This is a genomic window from Paraburkholderia sp. BR13439 (assembly GCF_040948805.1).
Taxonomy (GTDB): domain Bacteria; phylum Pseudomonadota; class Gammaproteobacteria; order Burkholderiales; family Burkholderiaceae; genus Paraburkholderia; species Paraburkholderia youngii.
Window position 1 is genome coordinate 1 of the sequence record NZ_JBFPKN010000032.1, and the last position, 16,936, is coordinate 16,936.

General features: G+C 56.9%; 18 protein-coding genes and 2 pseudogenes. 9 read left to right on the plus strand and 11 right to left on the minus strand.

Going from position 1 to position 16,936, the window contains the following annotated elements; all coding sequences use genetic code 11:
• From AB3X96_RS37395 to nifH, 4 genes and pseudogenes are all read right to left on the minus strand, one after another.
• Positions 1-80: pseudogene (locus AB3X96_RS37395) on the minus strand (IS5/IS1182 family transposase); the annotation flags it as partial.
• 329 nt (positions 81-409) lie between these two features.
• On the minus strand, positions 410-1,969 hold the full coding sequence (gene nifK, locus AB3X96_RS37400; RefSeq protein ID WP_368593696.1) for a nitrogenase molybdenum-iron protein subunit beta: 1,560 nt from the start codon (positions 1,967-1,969) through the stop codon (positions 410-412).
• A gap of 64 nt (positions 1,970-2,033) precedes the next feature.
• Positions 2,034-3,497 carry a nitrogenase molybdenum-iron protein alpha chain gene (nifD, locus tag AB3X96_RS37405; RefSeq protein WP_368593697.1) on the minus strand — a complete coding sequence of 488 codons (1,464 nt, stop codon included), beginning with the start codon at positions 3,495-3,497 and terminating at the stop codon, positions 2,034-2,036.
• Positions 3,498-3,575: 78 nt separating this feature from the next.
• Positions 3,576-4,457, minus strand: coding sequence for a nitrogenase iron protein (nifH, locus tag AB3X96_RS37410; protein ID WP_176112424.1), 882 nt, complete (start codon positions 4,455-4,457; stop codon positions 3,576-3,578).
• Between the two features lie 445 nt (positions 4,458-4,902).
• Here nifH and AB3X96_RS37415 point away from each other — a divergent pair, with 445 nt between their 5' ends.
• The 3 genes from AB3X96_RS37415 (at position 4,903) to AB3X96_RS37425 (ending at position 6,501) form a co-directional block, all read left to right on the plus strand.
• Complete coding sequence (locus AB3X96_RS37415; RefSeq protein ID WP_368593698.1) at positions 4,903-5,511, plus strand: hypothetical protein; 609 nt, start codon at positions 4,903-4,905, stop codon at positions 5,509-5,511.
• Between the two features lie 92 nt (positions 5,512-5,603).
• Complete coding sequence (locus AB3X96_RS37420; protein ID WP_368593699.1) at positions 5,604-6,245, plus strand: ankyrin repeat domain-containing protein; 642 nt, start codon at positions 5,604-5,606, stop codon at positions 6,243-6,245.
• 13 nt (positions 6,246-6,258) lie between these two features.
• Positions 6,259-6,501, plus strand: coding sequence for a zinc ribbon domain-containing protein (locus tag AB3X96_RS37425; protein WP_176112427.1), 243 nt, complete (start codon positions 6,259-6,261; stop codon positions 6,499-6,501).
• A gap of 58 nt (positions 6,502-6,559) precedes the next feature.
• On the opposite strand, the gene AB3X96_RS37430 is transcribed toward AB3X96_RS37425, so the two are convergent.
• The 7 genes from AB3X96_RS37430 to nifB form a co-directional block, all read right to left on the minus strand.
• A complete protein-coding gene (locus tag AB3X96_RS37430) occupies positions 6,560-7,723 on the minus strand; it encodes a DegT/DnrJ/EryC1/StrS family aminotransferase (protein WP_368593700.1) in 1,164 nt (387 codons plus the stop codon).
• On the minus strand, positions 7,713-7,991 hold the full coding sequence (locus tag AB3X96_RS37435) for a hypothetical protein (RefSeq protein ID WP_368593701.1): 279 nt from the start codon (positions 7,989-7,991) through the stop codon (positions 7,713-7,715). The genes AB3X96_RS37430 and AB3X96_RS37435 overlap by 11 nt, the downstream gene beginning before the upstream one ends.
• A 1-nt stretch (position 7,992) precedes the next feature.
• Positions 7,993-8,211, minus strand: coding sequence for a putative nitrogen fixation protein NifT (nifT, locus tag AB3X96_RS37440; RefSeq protein ID WP_368593702.1), 219 nt, complete (start codon positions 8,209-8,211; stop codon positions 7,993-7,995).
• Between the two features lie 329 nt (positions 8,212-8,540).
• Positions 8,541-9,026, minus strand: a complete 486-nt coding sequence (locus AB3X96_RS37445; RefSeq protein WP_368593703.1) for a nitrogen fixation protein NifZ — start codon at positions 9,024-9,026, stop codon at positions 8,541-8,543.
• A gap of 59 nt (positions 9,027-9,085) precedes the next feature.
• Entirely contained in the window at positions 9,086-9,448 is a 363-nt protein-coding gene (locus tag AB3X96_RS37450) for a HesB/IscA family protein (RefSeq protein ID WP_368593704.1), read from the minus strand.
• 68 nt (positions 9,449-9,516) lie between these two features.
• Positions 9,517-9,711, minus strand: coding sequence for a 4Fe-4S binding protein (locus AB3X96_RS37455; RefSeq protein WP_176125947.1), 195 nt, complete (start codon positions 9,709-9,711; stop codon positions 9,517-9,519).
• Between the two features lie 66 nt (positions 9,712-9,777).
• On the minus strand, positions 9,778-11,376 hold the full coding sequence (nifB, locus tag AB3X96_RS37460) for a nitrogenase cofactor biosynthesis protein NifB (RefSeq protein ID WP_368593730.1): 1,599 nt from the start codon (positions 11,374-11,376) through the stop codon (positions 9,778-9,780).
• A 405-nt stretch (positions 11,377-11,781) separates the two neighbouring features.
• Here nifB and nifV point away from each other — a divergent pair.
• From nifV to AB3X96_RS37490, 6 genes and pseudogenes are all read left to right on the plus strand, one after another.
• Positions 11,782-12,919: pseudogene (gene nifV / locus AB3X96_RS37465) on the plus strand (homocitrate synthase).
• 41 nt (positions 12,920-12,960) lie between these two features.
• Complete coding sequence (gene nifW, locus AB3X96_RS37470; protein ID WP_368593705.1) at positions 12,961-13,299, plus strand: nitrogenase stabilizing/protective protein NifW; 339 nt, start codon at positions 12,961-12,963, stop codon at positions 13,297-13,299.
• Between the two features lie 13 nt (positions 13,300-13,312).
• Positions 13,313-14,161: an electron transfer flavoprotein subunit beta/FixA family protein gene (locus tag AB3X96_RS37475; protein ID WP_176112436.1), complete on the plus strand. Its 849-nt coding sequence runs from the start codon at positions 13,313-13,315 to the stop codon at positions 14,159-14,161.
• A complete protein-coding gene (locus tag AB3X96_RS37480) occupies positions 14,158-15,276 on the plus strand; it encodes an electron transfer flavoprotein subunit alpha/FixB family protein (protein WP_368593706.1) in 1,119 nt (372 codons plus the stop codon). Before AB3X96_RS37475 ends, AB3X96_RS37480 begins: the two co-directional genes overlap by 4 nt.
• Positions 15,273-16,586, plus strand: a complete 1,314-nt coding sequence (locus tag AB3X96_RS37485) for an FAD-dependent monooxygenase (protein WP_368593707.1) — start codon at positions 15,273-15,275, stop codon at positions 16,584-16,586. The genes AB3X96_RS37480 and AB3X96_RS37485 overlap by 4 nt, the downstream gene beginning before the upstream one ends.
• The gene (locus tag AB3X96_RS37490; RefSeq protein WP_176112439.1) at positions 16,583-16,885 is read left to right on the plus strand and encodes a ferredoxin family protein; all 303 of its coding nucleotides are present in this window, start codon (positions 16,583-16,585) and stop codon (positions 16,883-16,885) included. Before AB3X96_RS37485 ends, AB3X96_RS37490 begins: the two co-directional genes overlap by 4 nt.
• Positions 16,886-16,936 lie beyond the last annotated feature (51 nt).

Below are 16,936 nucleotides of genomic sequence, written 5' to 3' on the forward strand. Positions count from 1 at the left end.
AGCGTCAGATACGGCGCCGCGAAACTCCATTCCTCATCCGACACATCAGTCGGATACCCTTTGCGGTCCGTTGTTTTCATCCCGCCAGGATACCAGGTCTCAATCGAAGTTCCTAACACGCTCTAAGTAGCGCTATGAATGGCAAAATGCAGCGCGGAGGAGTCGATCGTCATCTTCTGGTCGACTAACCGCCGACGCTTCGCGAAAGGTCCGGCGCAATCGTCGCGCCGCTCCTAATGTCGATTCTTGCCTTCGCGCTTCGGTCTTGAGGATGTTATTGGAACAGCAACGCAGACGAAGCCAGCGATGTCGAGCAATTAGGGAGACCCAATACGCATGCTTTCCGGAGGGTTGAACTGCCCCCCTTTTAGCACTCAACACAGAGCCCAGCCCCGAACGGCTCCACCCCTCACCGGATGATGTCATAGCTGTAATCGGTCTTCGAGATGCCAATCGTGCTTGCATCGAGTGTCTCGAAGAATTCATCCAGCAGCGCTAATAGAACGCGTAATGCCCCCGCATACCCCCACGTCGGATAGCGGTGGTAATGGTGGCGGTCGAAAATCGGAAACACGAGTCGGACGAGCGGCGTACCAGTGTCGCGCTCCAAGTACTTTCCGTGTGTATTGCCGATCAGGAAATCCACTGGTTCCGTAAATAGCAGCGAGCGCAAGTGCCATAGATCGCGCTTTGGATAGACCTTGCATCCTTCACCATATGGCGACGCGTCCAGCAATGCCCTAACCTTTTCCGCCCACCCCTCGTTACCGTTCGTCGAGAGAACGTGCACCGGCTCCGCGCCCAACTCGAGCAGGAAGTTCGTGTAACCGAGCATCTGATCTGGATCGCCATAGAGCGCATACCGCTTGCCGTGCAGACTCGCCTGACTGTCTGCCATCGCATCAACTAGTTGCCCACGCTCATTTTCAAGTTCAGCCGGGATTGGTCTTCCCGTCACGCGCGAAATCTCCATGAGGAAATGATCTGTACCTGAAACGCCGACAGGCGCATTCAGTGACACGACTTCGTGGCCATGATCGGCGAGGAACTTGCTGGTCTTCTCACAACAATACTCCTGAAAGACGAACGTTGCCTTGGCGTTCAGCGCACGTTCGACCTCCTCTTTCGTAGTCCCGCCCTCGTACATCCGAAATTCGCCATCAGTCGGCGTGTTCCATGTTCCCGATGGATCGCAAATAATATTCACGCTTACGCCAAATAAATCGAAGATACGCCGAATCTCCTTCATGTTTCCGACCACGAAGCCGTCGAACCCTCCGATAAAGTTCACGCTCTCGTCAGGAACTCGCAAAAGTGGTGCAGTAGTGCCCGCCTTGCCGTCCCAAAAGTACTTCAGGATGCCCAGGAGCGCATTGTCGTAGCCGGTCACGTGGCTGCCGACAAACGCGGGCGTATGCGCGAACGGCACGTCGTAATCTTGTGGCACGCTGCCCTTCTGCTTGCTATTCTTGATGAACGCGTCGAGGTCGTCGCCAATCACCTCCGCCATGCAGGTCGTGGATACGGCGATCATGTCGGGCTTGTAGAGATTGTACGCATTCGCGAGACCGTCGATCATGTTGTTCAGACCACCGAACACGGCCGCGTCCTCTGTCATGGACGAACTGACGCACGACGTCGGCTCTTTAAAATGTCGCGAAAAATGCGAACGGTAATAGGCCACGCAGCCCTGCGAGCCATGCACGAAAGGCAGTGTCTTATGGAATCCGTTCGCGACGAATACGGCACCAAGAGGCTGACACGCCTTGGCTGGATTTATGGTCAGGGAGTCACGGGCGAAGTTCTTCAGTTTATAATCTTCTGTCTTCGTCCATTCGGCAACCCGCTTTATCGCCTCGTCGGAATGGTTGAACTCGAAGTTATCTTTCTTATTGCGAAGGAGCTCTTGATACTCCGGCTCGCGAAACAGCAGTTCGTGATCGAGAATTTTGTCGCTTGATTGGGGCATGATTCGCTCCTGTATTGATGTTCTATGCAACCGGCAATCGGCGCGGCCATGCCGCTAACAGCGCTCACGCCGCCTTCTTCCAAGGTGCTTTCGACAGACTCCAGACAGGACTCGAGATCGCCATGTCCATGTCCCGCGCGAAGATAGCGAAGCCGTCGTAGCCATGATATGGGCCAGAATAATCCCAGCTGTGCATCTGGCGGAATGGGACGCCCATCTTCTGAAAGACGTATTTTTCCTTGATGCCGGAGCCGACGAGGTCTGGTCGCGTATGTTCGACAAACTTCTCGAATTCGTAGCCAGTCACGTCGTCGTAAATCAGAGTGCCTTCTTTTATGTGATGCCTTGTGCGCTGGTAGTCGTCATTGTGAGCAAACTCGTAGCCGGTACCGACAACTTCCATCCCAAGATCCTCGTACGCGCCTATTACGTGGCGTGGGCGAAGGCCACCTACAAACAGCATCACTTTTTTCCTCTGAAGCCGCGGCTTATATTTGGCTATGACGGCATCCATCAACGGACGATATTTTGCGATCACCTTCTCGGCATTTTCCATAATGGTGTCGTCGAATCGGCTTGCAATCTCGCGCAAGCTTTTTTCGATCATTGTCGGGCCGAAAAAATTGTATTCGACCCACGGAGTGCCATACTTCTCCTCCATGTGCCGGCTGATGTAGTTCATCGAACGGTAGCAGTGAAGCAGGTTGAGCTTAGATCGCGGCGTATTCTCAAGTTCTGCGAGAGTGCCATCGCCTGACCACTGCGCGATGACCCGCAGGCCCATTTCCTCGAGGAGAATGCGGCTCGACCACGCATCACCGCCAATGTTGTAGTCGCCAATGATCGCGACATCGTACGGTGTGGACTCCAGCGCGGATCGCTGTCTCGGCTCGGTGCGGTCGAATACGCAGTCGCGAATCGCATCGTTTGCGAGGTGATGACCGAGTGACTGCGATACGCCTCGAAAGCCCTCACAGCGCACCGGTACGATCGTGTGCCCGCCGTACTGCGCGCTCTTCCTTTTAGATACTGCCTCAATATCGTCACCGATGAGGCCGATTGGGCATTCGGTTTGGACGGATATGCCCCTGTTCAGCGGAAACAGCTCCTGAATCTCGTCGACGATCTTATCGAGTTTCTTGTCACCGCCGAACACAATGTCCTTCTCTTGGAAGTCGGACGTGAATTGCATCGTGACAAACGCATCGATTCCTGTCGTCCCGACGTAGTAGTTGCGGCGCGATCCCCACGAGTACTGCCCGCATCCGACAGGTCCGTGACTGATGTGAATCATGTCCTTGATCGGCCCCCAGACGACGCCCTTCGAGCCCGCGTAAGCGCAGCCCCGAATCGTCATCACCCCCGGCAAAGACTTGATGTTTGACTTCACACCACAGTCAGGCTTGCCCTGTTCGAAGGAACCCAAATGCTTGGCCCGCCGTTTAGCCATTTTTTCAGGGTAAGCTCGCAGCACTTCGTCAATCAAGGCCTTATTAGCAGCTTTGCGTTCTTCAACCGTCGCGGTCATTGAATATCCTATAAGTGAAGACTGTCATTGGCGGAAACGGTAGCCGCGCGCCGCACGGCAACCGTCGTCCAGCACTCGTCAGGCGGTGAGCTCGGCGGCGGTCTTGCCGACTTGGGACTCATCGACTTGCACCATAATTCCTTTTTCCATCAATAAGTCTTCGAGCTGATCCATCGTGATCGGGGTTGGGATCACGCCATTGCCGCCGTTATGGTGAACCTTCTCCGCAAGCGCGCGATATTGCCCAGCCTGCTCGCTGTCCGGCGCGTACTCAATCACGGTCATCCGACGAAGTTCCGCATGCTGCACAATGTTGTCGCGCGGGACGAAGTGAATCAATTTGGTGCCTAGCATCGCTGCGAGTGATTCGGCCAGTTCAAGTTCCTTGTCGGTTTTGCGCTCGTTGCAAATGAGTCCGCCCAAACGCACCCCCCCACTGTTCGCATATTTCAAGATTCCCTTCGAGATGTTATTAGCGGCGTACATCGCCATCATTTCTCCCGACATCACGATGTAAATTTCCTGTGCCTTGTTCTCGCGAATAGGCATTGCGAAACCACCGCAAACGACGTCGCCGAGCACATCGTATGACACGTAATCGACTCCGTCGTAGGCGCCATTCTCCTCAAGGAAGTTGATCGATGTGATGACACCCCGACCCGCACAGCCGACGCCTGGCTCAGGCCCGCCCGACTCGACACAGCGGATATTCTTGTAGCCTATCTTCATAACGTCATCGAGTTCGAGGTCTTCGACCGAACCGGCTTCCGCCGCGAGAGAGAGGATGGTGTCCTGAGCTTTCGCGTGCAATATAAGACGTGTCGAGTCGGCCTTGGGATCGCACCCCACGATCAAGATCTTTTGTCCAAGCTCGCTAAGCGCTGCAAGCGTATTCTGCGACGTGGTCGACTTACCGATGCCGCCCTTTCCGTAGAAGGCAATTTGTCGAAGTTGAGACATTGTTGTACTCCATTGAGATTAGAAGATAAAACTATAGGTGCGAATCAGCACTGAAAAGCCACGACCAAGTCCTCAGCCTGCTGCGTCTATATGGTCTTCTTCTAGAGTCACGCATCGGCCGGAGTGTGTCCGCGCCCTTCGTCCCTGCAACGTCCATGCCACAAGCCCCTGAATCGGCCAAATGCTTGCTCAGCGAGGCCATCCGCAAACTCTCAAATTTCGGCCACCGACAATTTCGACGTCGTCTTCCTGACAAACCGCACGCCGCTTTGCCCCAAATGGACATCCACGTGCAGAGTTGGTGCCCGCTTGACCCGGCTTACCGCAGTATTGGCCAGCATGCAGCATTGGTACGGATGTTGCGAGTTTCCTGCTGCCCGCTGAAAAGGCACGATCCAGCACCAGATTAACGATGCCAAGCTATTTCTCCAATTAGGATTACAAAATGCCTGATACGCTAACCTCTTCTGCACTCAGTGGGACACCATTTGCCCGCCTCGATCGCGAGGGGCGCCTCCTCAACCCCGTCTTTAAGGGCTGCACAAATGCGGCTGACAGGATCGGCTTTCGCGGCGAGCTGGCGCTACGATTTGGGCCTCACCTCGCCGACGAGGCCCGTCCGCCCGAGCTCTCTTGCGAGCAGGTGATGGCTGTCGCGAATGCTGGCGACCCACACGTCCAATTCTTCGCAGGTTGGTTACTGAGTTTTGAACACTTGACGAATGTCGGAGAAGTACTCGGCGAGGCCCTGTCGCACCACGGCAAGTACTTCCTGTTCTGTGACAACATCGATCTGTCCAGTCGCTTTCAGGTGCCGTACAAAGAAGCGACGTTTTATGTTCTGCCGATACTCGAATCGACAGTCTACAACGAGATGCTCGAACTCCTTTACCTGGAGAAGGGCGAACTCAAGAGGAAAGACACTGCCGGGAAGCTCGATGCTATCGTCGATGCGGCGATGCAATTTAGCTTTTCCTTTGACACGATAAGTTACGCGGAAGGCCTCAAACTGATGGGACCGATTCGCGATCCAAATGAAAACAGGCCCGTCTGACGACAGCGTCACGGCAGGTCGCCCGCATGTAATCGCTGCCTCTCGTTTCAGAATGTGACGGCGGTTCCAATCACCTCCACCGGAGTTAAAGCATGTCACTGCGCACCAAGACCGCATCACGTCAAACCGCGTCACTCGAGACTCCCCTACTCGAAAACCCGAGCCACACGCACACGGATATCGCGAACGCCGACGCAGATCTTCATGCACCTCCGTGCGTGGCGGTTGCGAAATGGCTCGATGCTCACGACTTCCCGGACACTCAATCGCGCAGCATTGACGGCAGTACGCCCTTAATGCTGGCGGCGCTGCACGGCGAAGACTACATTGTCGCTGCGCTACTCGAATCAGGCGCACGCATCAGCGCCCTCGACGACGAAGGAAACCATGCGCTGTGGTATGCATGTTTGGGCGGCGCACCAGGACCGATCCTTCGGTTGGTCGGTGCAGGACTCGCTCTTGATCACCTAAACGCGGACGATATGACGTGTCTGATGCAGGCGGCCGCCACCGGTCGAATTGAGGTTATGTGGCTGTTGCTGTCGCTCGGCGCGAATGACAGTCTCGTTGCGCCAGACGGCCGTGACGCCCTCGACATGGCTGCCGATTTGGGACTCCAGTTACTGCACGCGGCACACGAACGCAGGAGCCCCAAATTGGTCTCAGCCGGCGAATCGCCTTATTATGGCCCGGGGAGCGCGCGCGGCGTCTTCTCCGATAATGTTTCCCGCTGACCTGCCCCTCGTCATGCCGCTCTACGACTATGTATGTCGCAACTGCAGGTTGCGCTTCGAAACTCTCGTGCGCACGGACTCGCCCGTGGCCTGCCCCCGCTGTCAGAGCACCGAACTGGAGAAGCAGGTCAGTGCGCCGTCCGCCCCAGCGCGCAGCAGGGCAATCATCGCTGCGGCCCGCCGTCAAGCGGCGCACGAGGGACATTTCAGCAACTACTCGACGGCGGACCGCAGCAAACTGTTGCGTGAGGGTTAATAAAGGCGCAGCGACAACATGGCCGATGTTACCTTCTTCTCTCTTTCCGTCGTTCTACCTAGAGATAGATCGCGGCCCCCGCACCGACGTTGGTCGCCGTGTCCTTCAAAGTTTTGACGATGTACTTCACATCCTGAACAGTAAGCTGAGTGTGCAGCGGCAACGCGAGTGCTCGATCGCCAATCCGCTCGGTATCGGGCAGACAGCCTCGTCGACCTCCAATAGCATCGGCGGCCTTCATGTAATGAAACTGCTCATGCAACGGATGGCTGTAGGCTGCCGTTTCTACCCCGCAAGCCAGCATGTCGTCGATCATTTGAGCACGCGCGCTCTGAGTAAACCTCTTGCCCAGATGCACGACGTAAAGCATCCAATTCACTTCGTCCACGTCCTCCGCCTGATACGGTGGTTTGATGCCTTCGAAGCTCTCCATCGCTTCATGATACCAGGCTTCGACCCGCCTCCGTTGGGCGAGCCGCTCCTCGAGCCCTGCCAGTTGTGCGAGGCCGAGCGCGGCGGTGATTTCACTCATACCCGCCTGCAGCGGCACCCGGGCACCGAGGGAGACCGACTTTCGATCGGCGCTCAGACGTCGCCTTAAGTAACGCAGTTCGTGCGCCAAGCTGTCGTCGTCCGTGACGAGCATTCCGCCCTCTCCCGCACACAACGCGGAGGGTGGCGAAAAGTCAAAAACCGTCACTTTACCGAACGACCCCACGCAGCGCCCACGGTAGCGTGATCCGAGCGCCTCAGTGCTATCCTCGATCAGGCTCAGACCGTTCAGATCGGCAAGCTCGCGCAACGATTGCCACGCGGCAGGATGTCCGTTCGTATTTCCCGCAAGGATTGCACGCGTCCGATCTCCAATCTTCTCTTGTGCCTTCATCGCGTCGAGGCAACCGCTCCAGTAGTCGATATCGGCAAACACCGGTGTCGCGCCGGCGAGGGTGATCGCATGCGCGATCTGATGCCATGTATGCGATGCGCAGATGACTTCATGGCCTTGACCGATGCCGAGCGCACGCATCGCAATCCAAGTGCCGAGCGTCCCGCTCGCCACTGCGACCGCATGGACACGGCCGCTCCAGCCTGCGAATGCAGTCTCAAAAGAATCAAGCATTGGTCCGTCGCTCCAGCACGACGATTGCAGGACCGCGTGAACCAGCTCGATCTCCCGCGGCCCGCACGCAGGCTCAGTAAGTGAAATTCTCTCAGTTTCCATCGTAGACTCCGTCTTCTGCAAGGATGAGCATATTGGCCTTACTTGCGTCTGTTGTCACGGAGACACAGACACCTGTTGACGTCGCGAGATAAACGCGGCGGCCCCGAAACTGGAGGAGGGGTTTTTCATTGACAAGCTCGACCGCGCTAATCCGAATGACTCGCACATCGGGATACGACTTCCGCCAAGTTGCGGCAGCCTGCGGCAGCGTCGGTTCGCTCAGAATTAATTCGGCGATAGTACTGATCTGATCTGCTGTAAGTGCCATGTCAGTCGCGCTCACCCGCGACGCGACGCGCCTCTACGGTGACAGGAAGCGTTGTATCGGCCACCATCTCCGGCAGCTGGAATCGCCAGCCGTTCGCAAGCGTTATCACCCCGCCCCACATCTTCTTGCCATCGATGCAGACGATCTGCTCCTCGAGATCCTTCTTTGGCACGTAGGCGCTGAGTATGCCTTTCCTGTCCATGCGGATCATTAGTTTCACGTTGAGAGTTCCAAGGTCGGTTAAAAGATTCGCACTTCAACAAGTAATTCCAATAAATCTAACGATCGGGCCGAGAAGCACAGCGCTCGTCGTAGGTGGCTCTTGTACTGCGACGAGTGCCTCCCAGCTCTGATAGGCCGATATCGTCCTTCCTCCCTTACGACCGTCCAGTCGGGCGCGATCTCGCCCTCAGTGCAGCGACCGCCTGCCCGTCAAAATTGACTGATTGAGCGCATCGCAAGACTCGCCGGCACCACGTATTTATGGCCATTTCGGCAAGCCTCCAAGCCTTAACCAGAAAGCCGCTTCCGCACCGGCCTCAATAGACGTCACCGTTGCAAAGGTCCCGCAACCCCGTGACGCGGATTGCCGACGACTAGACGGGCTCCGTTGACTTGCGAACCGTCCGGTGCATCGTCACCATGCGCGTTACACGAGCCGCGTCCGACGGGTCCGTTGTGGTCAGTTCCCTCGGGGCTACGAAGACCTATCCAGCCTAGATCGGCCGCATGCTCGCCCAAACGGGCGAGCACGTCATGGGGAAGGTGGTCAAGCGTGCATAGCTCCTTGGCGCGCATGCCGACGCGATGGTCGATTTCGACGAAGTGAACTGCATAGATGTAGAACCGTTGCAGGAAGGTTTCGATTCCGATCACATACCCCACGTCGCCTTTGCTGACGAGCGATTCACCCATAGCCTTACCGGCGTAGGTGCCGTCGTTACGGATGGAGAAGCGCGAAGCGACGCACTCACCAATGCTGAAGCGAGGCGCAAATGTGAGCTCAATGAGGTCATCGCTGTCAATTCCAGTCATACTTATCCTCCGTGACATACCGAACTGCTAGCTCAAGACAACTGCGGTGGAGGAAGGGGTCACCCGCGTCCGATCGCGCTAACATCCATCCGAGCGACATTGGCACTGACCGCGACGACCGACCGTTGGTTTTCCTTAATAAATGCGAAACCTGACCGATCTGGCGTTTCGATGAAGTCGATCTTCAGACCATCTAGCAAAACGCGGCTTTCTGCCGGCAAGAAAATTCGCAGTCCGTGGACCTCGATGGTCTCGTCGCCGGTCCGAGCCTCTACTTCGGCACTGAATTCGGCGTCATATCCAGAGCATCCGCCGGTCCTGACAAGAAGACGAAAACCAGCACTTGATGGCAAGCCGGAAAAACGCACCACACGGCGCATAAACTTTTCCGCGGCAGCGGTAACAGCAAATTTGGTCAACATGATGTCGGCATGGTAATAGTTAGTAATCCTTTGACGATTCGTCCAGGTGCTGCCCGCGGCCAGCGATGCTAGCTCACCACAATGCACCCGTCCACGGGACAAACCGCCAAGCACTGCGGACTATCAAACTGTCCTTCGCATACGGTACATTTCTTCGGATCGATTGCGAATACGCCACCTTTCTCGCTTATGGCGACATTCGGGCACTGCGGCTCGCAGGCCGAGCAGCCGGTACAGGTTGAGGCAATGATCTTCAGGGGCATAATGGCACTCCTTGTAAGAAGGTTTGTATAGCGCGCGGGCAGCCGATCCATTTGTCCGTGTGCCGCTCAATCAGCAGCAGCCGTCGCAGTAATCGACGTCTTCTGCCGGATCCCGGGGGCGCCACGCTCCACGTGCACGGTCACGCCTTTCGTGATGCGGCTGCAATATTCGATGAACCATATCAGCGCGGCTTTTTCGATTGTTTCGTACGCGTACTGGTCCACCGGCTCAATGCCCGCCTGCGACAGCTCCTTGCGCGGACACAAACCGACCTTCGCAACCAGTACAGCGTGGCAATCGCTGATCGCGTGTATGAGCGGTGGCAGGCGATCTTCATCATCATGGCCGCCCCGACAATACGACTCCACGCGGCGGTGTCCCACAAAGATCGCTCCGCCAGCGCTGACCTCGAAAATCTGGAACTCGGAGACATGCCCGAAATGTGCGTTCACGCGGCCGTCTCCCTTCGTCGCGACAGCGATCAGCACCTTCAGGTCGGCCGGCACTTCGCTCGCCTTCACCAAAGCCATTGCAGTCTGTTTCGCGTCGCGCTGCGCATTGCGTTGCACTTCCACTCGGCGCTGAAGTTCCCGACGGTAATTAGCGTCGGACCTAGTTTCCATGTCGTCGATCCCGTCGAGCTTGAACTCGTCGCGGCGGTCCTCACTCAGTAGACCTACTGCGTCCGCACGGCACTGACGGCAATGGCGCATTAACGTAGCGCCTCCCTTGCAACGGTCCTGCACGACCATTAACTCGCTAGCAGTAGGGCCACGCTGTCCGTGCAGTCCGAAATACGTGCCATGCTCAGCGTCCGAGATGAGCGGCATGATATTGTGCAGGAAAGCACCGCGCTTCTTCACTTCGCTGTTCACCTCGATCAGGTGTTCGTCATTTATGCCCGGAATCAACACCGAGTTGATCTTCGTCAACACGCCGCGCGCCGTGAGCATTTCGAGCCCTTGCATTTGCCGCTCATGAAGGATCTGCGAGGCCTCCTTGCCCCTGACGCGCCGGTGGTCCCAAAAAATCCACGGATAGATCAATTCACCGACGTTGGGGTCCACCATATTGATGGTGATCGTCACATGCTCAACAGCGTTGCTGCAAATCTCATCGACAAAGTCCGGCAACGCTAGTCCGTTCGTTGACAGACATAGTTTGATGTCCGGAGCGCGCTCGCGGAGCATACGGAAAGTGTCAAAAGTCCTCTTCGGATTGGCGAGCGAGTCACCGGGACCCGCAACGCCCAACACCGTCAACTGCGGAATCTTGGCCGCGACGGCCAAAACCTTATTCACGGCCTGCTCCGGCGTCAGCTTCTCCGACACGACGCCGGGTCGCGACTCATTGGAACAGTCATATTTACGATTGCAGTAGTTGCATTGGATGTTGCAGGCGGGCGCCACCGCCACATGCATTCGCGCGTAATGGCGATGCGCTTCTTCCGAAAAACAAGGATGCTTGTTTATCCTTTCCCATACTTCTGCCGGCTCGCGCTCAGGCTCGTCCGACGAACTGCAGCCCGACTTGTCTGCGCGGCCGTGGGTGTCGCAGCCGTCGATCTGAACAAGCGCATGTCCGGTCACCCTCAGGGTTAGTGTCTTTTGGATACCGACAGGCGCAGTCGAGGACAGCGTGCTGGCATTCGCGCAATCTTGCATGGATGTTCTCTCCAAAGCCTCCAGTGGTTCGCCGGCTTTATCAGCGAAATCCATGCCACTCACTCGAACTCCATTGGTATCGGTACGTGAGTTGGCCAACCAACTCAATCTTCTTGCTACGCGTCTTGACCAAAAGCCGACAACCAAGCCGTATTCTGTCGCTGTCACGACAAAAATAACGCACTCGTCGTGAGCACAAATTGCTTTTGGTAGGCCACTATCCGCTCTCTATCACCCGGCACTGCCGCATTGCGCGTGGGGCATCCGCGATGCCTCTCCGCCTGAAGGGCAAGCTTCGGCCGTTCGTGTGGCGCCGACAGGGTACCGCGAAGCGTTGCTTTGACCTGTAGACCATCACCTGGCACAACGTTTGCGATACATGGCCAACAGCTGAAGGGATCCGACATGAGCAACCCAATCATCAATGACACGACACTCCGCGACGGCGAGCAAACCGCTGGCGTCGCATTTCGCACGGAGGAAAAGTGCGCGATTGCCGCCGCACTGTCGCAGGCTGGCGTCGCCGTACTCGAAATCGGCATTCCAGCCATGGGCGAAGACGAAATGGCGTGCATTGATGCGATTGTCGACATGAACCTCGACGCTCGTCTGATCGTTTGGGGGCGACTCACCGACGAGGACCTCAGCGCGGCATTACGCTGCGATGCCGACATGATTCATCTTTCGGTCCCGGTATCGGATATTCACTTGCAACACAAGCTACGGCAGTCGCGTAGTTGGGTGTTAGCGCGGATCGCACGCGTCATTGGAAAGGCTGCGAAAAGCCACCCCAAGATCTCCCTCGGTATGGAAGACGCCTCGCGGGCGGACCCCTCGTTCATCTTAGAAGTTGTGCGATGCGCAGAGCAGCATGGGGCTCAGCGCGTACGATTTGCGGACACCGTGGGCATATTGGACCCATTCAAGACATTCCACGCTATCGCAGCAATCCGCGTCGCCGTGGACCTGGAGATCGAAATCCATTCGCACGACGACCTCGGACTCGCCACCGCCAACACGCTGGCGGCCCTCTCAGCAGGGGCGACCCACGCCAGCACTACCGTCAACGGCCTGGGCGAGGGGGCCGGCAATGCAGCGCTTGAGGAGGTCGTCATGGGCACGCGACATCTGCTCCGACGAGACACAGGCATTGACGCAACTGCGTTACGCGACATCTCATCGCTGGTCGAACGGGCGTCTGGCCGCGCTATTTCCTCCAACAAGAGCATTGTTGGTAAGGACGTCTTTATGTACGAGTCAGGCATTCCTACCGACGGCCTTTCGAAGCTCCCCACGACCCACGAGGGATTCGATCCCACAGAACTAGGCCAGCAACGGTCGACGATACTCGGCAAGCATTCTGGATGCTCAAAGTGTACGTGACGTCTACGACGCTCTTGGCGTCACAGTGTCCGAGCGGCTTGTGCCTCAGTTGCTTGCACGTATCCGGTCATTTGCCACACAGTACAAACAGGCGCCGGGGACAGCCGATCTGCATCGCTTCCTGACGCAAGCACGTGGCACCCGAGTTAAGGTGTCTTGAGGCCGTCATCGGGTGCGCATTGGTCCAATAGGAGAAACGACGTGCAAGAGGTTATCGAACAACTGCATCGCCTGTCGTCCACGGAAGACTTCCTGCGATTCTTTGACATTTCATTCGACGAGAAGGTAGTGAACGTCAGCCGCCTGCACATTCTCAAGCGTTTTTTTCAGTACATCGAGCAACAGAAGGGGCTACCGCGTAACAACGCGGCGGCTGTGTTCTCTATCTATCGATGTTTACTGAATAAGGCCTACAACGACTTCGTCGTGTCCACGCCCGCAGAGCAAAAGGTTTTCAGAGTCTTTCAGGAAGCGGATGGACGGCGGGTCGTCTCAATTGACCAGCTGCGCGCGTCGCTGCCAGCACGCGGCGACGCCTGACCCGGAGTACCCAATGCATATTGTCGTTTGCATCAAGCAGGTACCGGACTCGGCACAGATCCGCGTTCACCCTGTCACCAACACCATCATGCGTCAAGGCGTCCCAGCCATCGTCAACCCGTACGATCTGTTCTCGCTGGAGGAAGCGCTGAGGCTAAAGGACCGCTTTGGCGGTACTGTAACCACACTCTGCATGGGGCCGCCGCAGGCTGAAGACGCACTTCGCAAATGCGTCAGCTATGGGGCCGACGAGGCTGTACTCGTCACCGATCGCGCTTTCGCTGGCGCCGACACGCTGGCAACGTCATATGCGCTGGCTGCCGCGATCCGACAAATCGCCAAGGAACAGCCGGTCGATATGATCTTTACTGGCAAGCAGACTATCGACGGCGACACTGCCCAGGTCGGCCCCGGCATCGCTACACGCATGGGCTTCCAGTTGCTCACTTACGTGTCCAGGATCGTGGAAATCGACCTCGCCGCACGCTCGATCGTCGTCGAGCGTCGCGCAGAAGGCGGCGTACACGTACTCAAAACTCGATTGCCATGCTTGGTGACGATGCTTGAGAACACCAACGAACTTCGCTTCGCGACGCTGCCCAGAATGATCCACGCGGCAGCTTTTCCGGTACGGAAATGGAATCGCGAGCAGGCCGGCATCGAGGACGTTAGCAAAATTGGGCTGAAAGGCTCACATACCGTAGTGAGCAAAGTGTTCGGCCCAACACCGCGCGAGCAAAAAGCCGAGATGCTCACACTGGATATGGCGAGCCTGCGCGGCGTCTCGTTGGATCTGGTGCATAGGATGTTCGCTCGCCATCCGACTTTGGAGGCAGATGTGCTAATGAAGAGGACCTTATGAACTCGACGGTTGCCGCGAAAAAGCAGCCGGCCTTGAATGCCAGAGGCCGCAACCTGGAGCTACCCGAACATCTAAAAAACTACACCGGTGTCTGGGTCTTCCTTGAGCACGACCGCGGCCACGTGCATAACGTGTCGTGGGAGCTGCTCGGCGAGGCCCGCAAGCTTGCAGACAAACTTGGCAGCAACGTCTGCGTGGCGGTGCTCGGCGGCACGGATGAGCCCCTCGAAAAGTTTTCAACTGAGGCGTTCAGCCTTGGAGCAGACAAAGCCTATGTCATTCACGACCCAGTGTTGCGTGGCTATCGCAATGAGCCATTCACGAAGGGGCTGACCGATCTGGTCAACAAGTACCGCCCTGAAATTTTACTGCTCGGCGCGACCTCGATGGGCCGGGATCTCGCCGGCTCCGTTGCGACAACCCTGCTCACCGGGCTCACCGCCGACTGCACCGAACTGAACATCGATCCGACCTCCCGGGCACTGGCGGCCACTCGTCCGACGTTTGGCGGCTCGCTGCTCTGCACGATCATGACGCTTGCATATCGACCGCAGATGGCGACGGTACGCCCACGGGTCATGGCGATGCCCTCAGCGCAAGAAGGCCGCGTCGGCGAGATCGTGCAGGAAACACTGGGGCTCGTCGAAGCCGACATTGTCACCAAATTGCTCGACTTTGTCGCTGATGCGACGAGCTCTCAGATCAACCTTCCGTATGCGGATGTGATCGTCAGCGGCGGCAAGGGTCTCAAAACTCCGGAGAATTTTCAACTCGCGTTTGATCTGGCGCGCGTACTCCGTGGCGAAGTCGGCGCTACGCGCCCGTGCGTGCAGGCAGGTTGGGTCGCGGCGGATCGACAGGTCGGGCAAACTGGCAAAACCGTGCGGCCGAAACTTTATATCGCAGCCGGCATCTCGGGGGCAATCCAGCATCGCGTCGGCATGGAAAGCTCGGACGTGATTGTCGCAATCAACACCGATCCGAACGCACCTATTTTCGAATACGCGCATTACGGCATCGTCGGGGACGCACTGCAGTTGCTGCCCGCGCTAACGCACGCCTGCAAGGAACACTTGGCACTTCGGCAAATGCGAGACACCAGGAGAGTTAGATGAGAGAATCGTCGCAATTCGACGCGATCGTCGTGGGTGCCGGACCGTCGGGCAACGCTGCGGCCTATGTTATGGCTAAGGGTGGACTGAAAGTACTTCAAATCGAGCGCGGCGAATATCCCGGTAGCAAGAACGTTCAAGGCGCGATTCTTTACGCCAGTGCACTTCAAGAAATCATCCCAGACTTCCGTGACGACGCGCCACTTGAGCGCCACATCATTGAACAGCGCATGTGGATGCTCGACGATACTTCGTTTGTAGGCACACACGCGCGTAGCGACGACTATAACAAGCCCCCGTATAACCGCTACACGATCATACGGGCGCAATTCGACAAGTGGTTTTCGTCGAAGGTCCGTGAGGCCGGTGCCTTACTGATCTGCGAGACCACGGTGAATGACCTGATTCTGGACGGAGACCAAGTTGTCGGCGTCCAGTGCGACCGCGAACACGGCGAAGTTTATGCGGATGTCGTGATTCTCGCGGACGGCGTCAACTCAACTTTGGCCCGCAAAGCGGGCTTTCATGGTGAGATCGAAGCGCGCAACGTCGCACTAGCTGTGAAAGAGATCCTCTTCATGCCCGAGGAGACAATTCGCGAGAGGTTTAACGTTGCCGATCAAGAAGGCGTTGTAATAGAGATGGTTGGACGAATCACAGATGGCATGGCAGGAACTGGGTTTCTTTACACGAACAAGGAGTCGCTGACGATCGGCGTCGGCTGTATGCTGAGCGACTTCAAGAAAAACTCTAATCGCACAACCCCGTATCTGCTTCTCGAGAAAATGAAGCGTCACCCGTCCATCGCTCCCCTTATCGCGGGTGGCGAGATGAAGGAGTACTGCGCGCATCTCATTCCCGAAGGAGGGTTTAATGCGATCCCGCAAGTATACGGTAACGGCTGGATGATCGTCGGTGACTCGGGCGGCTTCGTCAACGCCGCGCACCGAGAAGGCTCGAATCTCGCAATGACGACGGGGCGCCTCGCTGCCGAGACAGCAATAGCCGCCAAAGCGGCCGGCCGCCACGGCTACCGTGCCAGCACGCTGTCAGCGTATAAGGCCGCGCTAGACAAGAGTTTCGTGATGAAGGACTTGCACAAGTACCGCGATATGCCGAAGGTCTTACACCATAATCCCCAGTTCTTTACCACATACCCTGATCTCGTCGCGAAAGCGGCCCGCACTATGATGACGGTCGATGGCATCGACAAGAAGACCAAGAAGCGCGAGGTCATAACCAGCTTCCGTAAAAGTCGCTCGGTGACAGGGCTGATCGGCGACGCATACAAATTCTGGAGGGCTTTCCGATGAATAATACGACCACTGCCAACATCGACGAAAAGCTGTTTCAAAATCGCTACCGAGTGGACGTCGGGCGGCCGCACGTCCGCATAAAAGACGTGGACATTTGCACAAACGATTGCACAGAAAAGAGCTGTACATTCGTGTGTCCCGCCTCCTGCTATCGGAACGAGAACGACGGCTCAGTCACGTTGGTCACCGACGGCTGCCTCGAATGCGGTAGTTGCCGCATTTTGTGCACCGAACACCATAATGTTGAATGGGCCTATCCGCGCGGGGGATATGGCATACAGTTCAAATTCGGCTAAACGAACAAGCTCAGTATCGCTCCGCGGCTGAGCGCCTTATCACATCCGGAG

What these genes read in the sequence shown, in the direction of transcription:
- nifK (WP_368593696.1), bottom strand. Translation starts at nt 1,969, where the DNA reads ATGCCCCAATCAAGCGACAAAATTCTCGATCACGAACTGCTGTTTCGC.
- nifD (WP_368593697.1), bottom strand. Translation starts at nt 3,497, where the DNA reads ATGACCGCGACGGTTGAAGAACGCAAAGCTGCTAATAAGGCCTTGATT.
- nifH (WP_176112424.1), bottom strand. Translation starts at nt 4,457, where the DNA reads ATGTCTCAACTTCGACAAATTGCCTTCTACGGAAAGGGCGGCATCGGT.
- AB3X96_RS37415 (WP_368593698.1), top strand. Translation starts at nt 4,903, where the DNA reads ATGCCTGATACGCTAACCTCTTCTGCACTCAGTGGGACACCATTTGCC.
- AB3X96_RS37420 (WP_368593699.1), top strand. Translation starts at nt 5,604, where the DNA reads ATGTCACTGCGCACCAAGACCGCATCACGTCAAACCGCGTCACTCGAG.
- AB3X96_RS37425 (WP_176112427.1), top strand. Translation starts at nt 6,259, where the DNA reads ATGCCGCTCTACGACTATGTATGTCGCAACTGCAGGTTGCGCTTCGAA.
- AB3X96_RS37430 (WP_368593700.1), bottom strand. Translation starts at nt 7,723, where the DNA reads ATGGAAACTGAGAGAATTTCACTTACTGAGCCTGCGTGCGGGCCGCGG.
- AB3X96_RS37435 (WP_368593701.1), bottom strand. Translation starts at nt 7,991, where the DNA reads ATGGCACTTACAGCAGATCAGATCAGTACTATCGCCGAATTAATTCTG.
- AB3X96_RS37445 (WP_368593703.1), bottom strand. Translation starts at nt 9,026, where the DNA reads ATGACTGGAATTGACAGCGATGACCTCATTGAGCTCACATTTGCGCCT.
- AB3X96_RS37450 (WP_368593704.1), bottom strand. Translation starts at nt 9,448, where the DNA reads ATGTTGACCAAATTTGCTGTTACCGCTGCCGCGGAAAAGTTTATGCGC.
- AB3X96_RS37455 (WP_176125947.1), bottom strand. Translation starts at nt 9,711, where the DNA reads ATGCCCCTGAAGATCATTGCCTCAACCTGTACCGGCTGCTCGGCCTGC.
- nifB (WP_368593730.1), bottom strand. Translation starts at nt 11,376, where the DNA reads ATGCAAGATTGCGCGAATGCCAGCACGCTGTCCTCGACTGCGCCTGTC.
- AB3X96_RS37475 (WP_176112436.1), top strand. Translation starts at nt 13,313, where the DNA reads ATGCATATTGTCGTTTGCATCAAGCAGGTACCGGACTCGGCACAGATC.
- AB3X96_RS37480 (WP_368593706.1), top strand. Translation starts at nt 14,158, where the DNA reads ATGAACTCGACGGTTGCCGCGAAAAAGCAGCCGGCCTTGAATGCCAGA.
- AB3X96_RS37485 (WP_368593707.1), top strand. Translation starts at nt 15,273, where the DNA reads ATGAGAGAATCGTCGCAATTCGACGCGATCGTCGTGGGTGCCGGACCG.
- AB3X96_RS37490 (WP_176112439.1), top strand. Translation starts at nt 16,583, where the DNA reads ATGAATAATACGACCACTGCCAACATCGACGAAAAGCTGTTTCAAAAT.